The following is a 3,923-nucleotide window of genomic DNA, read 5'->3' as shown; positions in this document are numbered from 1 at the left end:
TTTAGTGCCTAATCAAGACTAAATGCGTGTTTGCATGCATCTGATTTTCCTTCGGAAAATCCTCGCACTCAAACTACGCACTATTCTTATACGTAAACGTTACCTGTAATTACGCAAAACGTTCGCAGTAGGAATGGAAACAACATAATTATTAGAATTAAAGTAATGGAAAATCTGAAAATCATAAATAAATTAAATATCCTTCAGAAAATAACTTTGGGAGATAATAATTCATTGTTATTCTACTTTGGAGACACACCAAACTAGAATAAAAATACAATGACAGATGTAGTAAATCCAAAAAGCTATTATGAAGTTGTCGAAGTAAAAGTAAAAACTGACTTAAATGACTTATATTGGAAAATAGCAAGATATGCAGGAGAAGAAATGTTTCTACAATTAGAAAATGACAAAATAAATATTTGGGAGGGAGAAATAAGCGAATTTCAAGAGTATTGGGGAACTTTTGATGAAATTGAGGAAATCGAACATATAAGTTATGAATTATATACTCTGGAAAAAAATGCTGACGATTGGAAATCTGACTATGAGAAATTGAGAAAAAATTATCACGCATTGTATGGAAAAAAAATCTTTCAATTAAAAGAATATAGATTAGCAATCCTAGAGGAGTTTAAAGATAAAATTGATACACGAATTAAACATTTAAAAGATTCTGGACTAAAAGTTGATGATAGAATAATCAATCAGGTTCATTCCGCCTTAAATGATAAAAATAGTGGGTTGAAAATTTCTTCGGTTGTTGATTTTATATTTGAATAAATAACTACAGGTAACACCGTGTATAATTAATTGCTTTATTCTTCTCTACTTGCGAATATTCCTGCGGAATATTCACGGGTTCGTAAATGTTTACTAACTTAGTTGCTTAACCACGCAACTAACCATACACAACAACGTTAGCAAACAGTTGAAAAAACAAATCCACATATTAATTCTAAGTCTGATATCGACTTTTGCATTTGGTCAAACCGAAAAAGAATCCTTTTGGAATCCTTATATCGAATCTGACCGAATTGAAATTGGGCTAAAACATTACGACAGTCTGAATTTTGAAAAAGCTTACCGAATTTGGACTGATTATCAGGTTGTGGAACTGATTAAAATAACTGACTCAACTTATAACGGAACTTTGACAAATTTTGTCACAGAAAATAAAAGAAAGAATAAGACAGAAATTATTTATCAAAAAATAAAAATCTCAAACAGAATTGTTGAGAAATTAATTAACTCTTTAAATGCAGAAAATATTGAGACGTTAAAAGATTGTTCAGAAATTGAAAACTATCCAAAAGGATTTGACGGAAAGACATATGTTTTTGAAATCGGAAATGGAAAAACAAGACGTGTTTACTCATATTGGGAACCTGAAAACGAAAGGTATCAAAACCCAGAAATGCCTGAAATAGAAAATGTTCGAAGTATATTGAATTCAATTAATTCCGAATTTAACTTGTGGAAATATTTTGAAGATTTTAGAGATAGATTACCGAAAGGAAGTTATTCTTATGGAATGATAAATATGATTAAAACGTAAAAAACCGATTTGCTAACACCGTGTATAATTAATTGCTTGTTTTAAGCCTACTTACGAACATTCCTGCGGAAGATTCTATCTGTGATTTATTTGCTAACTTTAGTGCTTAAATCACGCAACTAACCATACACAATCACGTTGTAGCCAATACGAGAAAAACCGAACTAAATGAAAAAAATATTGATTTTTATGGGAATTTTATCATTTTTTGGATGTGGTGGAAAAGACCTCTTACCAAAAGAAACTGAATTAATGAATAAGTTGGATTTCAATATCGAACTTATGAAAGAGTTGAAAAAAGAAACTAACAACGAATTAGTTCAGTTACCTGCAATTGACCAAGAAACTGGCGAAGTTTCGAATGAATTTTACAACGGAATTCACTCAAGTATTTCAGAAGAAAAAGCAAACTCGATTGTAAAAAAATTAAAAGAGAAATTTAGAACGAAAGGATATTTGATATTCGTTTATACTGGCGAAGAAGATTCTAAAAGCATCGCAGTAATAAAAGGGACAAATGACCTTGACATTTTAAGATATAGAAGAACAGACGGAGTTAATCACGATTATGCAAATGAAGATATAGTTGCAAAAATATCGGAATGGAATGATAAATTCGGAGTGACAGTAATTGGTTGCGGAAGAGATTGGCTTGAACTTGAATTCAAAAAACTACCGACTGATTTAGACGCTTTTTCTCAAGAGGTTTACAAATTCTGCCCTGATTCGGTTGACCAAGGAGTTGGAGAAGTTTCTAACTTAAAGTTTATGATTCAACAAATGAACGGAATTTGGTTATGGTGGGATTAAAAAAAGTACTGGCTACAACAAAGTATATAAAAAATTGCTATTTTGTGCTTAACCAATGTTAGTTGCTTTGTTTGTTAGCTTCTGATTTTCCTTCGGAAAATCCTCGCACACAAACACGCAACATTTCATATACGAAACCGTTGTAAGTAATTTAAGAGAATGACCAAAGAAGAAATAATAAGTAAAGGAATTTTTATTGAAGACAGATTCAATGTAAATTATTCTGAATTTAAAATTGAACTCTATTTAGACTTTTTCAGAACTAATAATGAAATTTTATTTTCAAACTTAACTAGTCTTGATTCTGAACCTCAAATGACTGTTTTGACAGAAATTGTGAATGAATTAATTTCCTTTGACAAAAAAAATGAGGAATGGATAAAGGACAAATCTTGGGAACACTTTAAAATTTGTGTTAAAAACACGAGTTATGGAATGGTTGACGATGATGGATTTGAAAATGAAAAAGAAGCTAATATTGCTCATTTTAAAATTTATAACAAAGAGGATTCATACAATGCCTTGAAATTAAAACTGATAATGGTTGATTTGGACTTTACAGAGTTTAGGTACATCAATTTAATATTTAAATGTCCTTGGGATGAAGAACACGGAATCTGGATAGGTGTTAAAAACGGAATATTAGAAAGTGTAAATTAATAAAAAACTACTTACAACACCGTATAAAAATAATTGCGGTTTAGTGCTTAATCAAAGGTCGTTGCGTGTTTGTAACGTCTGAATTTCCTTCGGAAATTCCTCGCATACAAACCCGCAACTATTCTTATACATAAACGTTGCCATTAATTTGAAAAAAAACCGTGATTAAAGAAAATTCAGGAAAAATATATAGATTCAAGCTTGACCACAATTTCGGATTTGGATTTGCGGAAATTTATGACTTTACTGATTTTTCGGAATTTGACGGTAGAATTATCTACACATTCAACCGAATTGATAAAGATGAAAAAGCCAATTACAATTTAAAAGAAATAACGGAATCTGGAATTTCATTAGGTCCAATAAGAAGTGTAAGTTTTCCTGGAACAAGAGGAAAATATGCGACAAAATATATTGGACAAAGAACCGATTTGATAATCAACGAAATTCCAGTTACTAAAGAGTTTCAAGGTTTACTAATTAATAAAAATAATTGGAACAATTTAAAAAAATGGTATCACTCGGATAAATTTGAGCAAGAGAATTCCAAGTTTGTGAATTATAATGAATTGAGGAATTTAGAAACTCGTGTTTTAAGTTCCATTGTCGGAATTGCAACAAAGTTGACAATGAAAAGAATTATAGACAAAAATAAAAAAGTGTCTGACTTTTACGACTTAAGCCAAATGGGAAATCTGAATTTATTTGTTCAATTAATTAACACATACTATCCGATTGAAAAAACGGAAAAACTTTTAACTGAAATAAAAAACTAATGGCAACAACGTGTATAATTAATTGCTTGGGCAAGTGCCTACTTGGAAAATTCCTTCGGAATTTTCTCGCGTTCGTTTTTGTTTACTAAATTAGTTGCTGAAACACGCAACTAACCATA

The 3,923-nt window shown here is 30.5% G+C and carries 5 protein-coding genes; all 5 read left to right on the top strand.

The genetic code is table 11. The features are described 5' to 3' along the window. Positions 1-279 precede the first annotated feature (279 nt). The 5 genes from M4I23_RS19270 (at position 280) to M4I23_RS19250 (ending at position 3,804) form a co-directional block, all read left to right on the top strand. Positions 280-783, top strand: a complete 504-nt coding sequence (locus M4I23_RS19270; RefSeq protein ID WP_249755486.1) for a hypothetical protein — start codon at positions 280-282, stop codon at positions 781-783. Positions 784-931: 148 nt separating this feature from the next. Beyond that, positions 932-1,558 (top strand): hypothetical protein, encoded by a 627-nt coding sequence (locus tag M4I23_RS19265; protein ID WP_158850468.1) that lies wholly within the window; start codon positions 932-934, stop codon positions 1,556-1,558. Positions 1,559-1,726: 168 nt separating this feature from the next. After that, positions 1,727-2,368, top strand: coding sequence for a DUF4253 domain-containing protein (locus M4I23_RS19260; RefSeq protein ID WP_249755485.1), 642 nt, complete (start codon positions 1,727-1,729; stop codon positions 2,366-2,368). Between the two features lie 159 nt (positions 2,369-2,527). Then, complete coding sequence (locus M4I23_RS19255; RefSeq protein WP_249755484.1) at positions 2,528-3,028, top strand: hypothetical protein; 501 nt, start codon at positions 2,528-2,530, stop codon at positions 3,026-3,028. A gap of 161 nt (positions 3,029-3,189) precedes the next feature. Further along, on the top strand, positions 3,190-3,804 hold the full coding sequence (locus M4I23_RS19250; RefSeq protein ID WP_249755483.1) for a hypothetical protein: 615 nt from the start codon (positions 3,190-3,192) through the stop codon (positions 3,802-3,804). The last annotated feature ends 119 nt before the right edge of the window (positions 3,805-3,923 follow it).

It is taken from the genome of Algibacter sp. L4_22, from assembly GCF_023473045.1.
GTDB lineage: Bacteria > Bacteroidota > Bacteroidia > Flavobacteriales > Flavobacteriaceae > Algibacter.
This window is presented reverse-complemented; position numbering and strand designations above follow the sequence as displayed.

Coding starts and splice junctions, on each gene's coding strand:
- M4I23_RS19270 (WP_249755486.1), top strand. CDS start 280: ATGACAGATGTAGTAAATCCAAAAAGCTATTATGAAGTTGTCGAAGTA.
- M4I23_RS19255 (WP_249755484.1), top strand. CDS start 2,528: ATGACCAAAGAAGAAATAATAAGTAAAGGAATTTTTATTGAAGACAGA.
- M4I23_RS19260 (WP_249755485.1), top strand. CDS start 1,727: ATGAAAAAAATATTGATTTTTATGGGAATTTTATCATTTTTTGGATGT.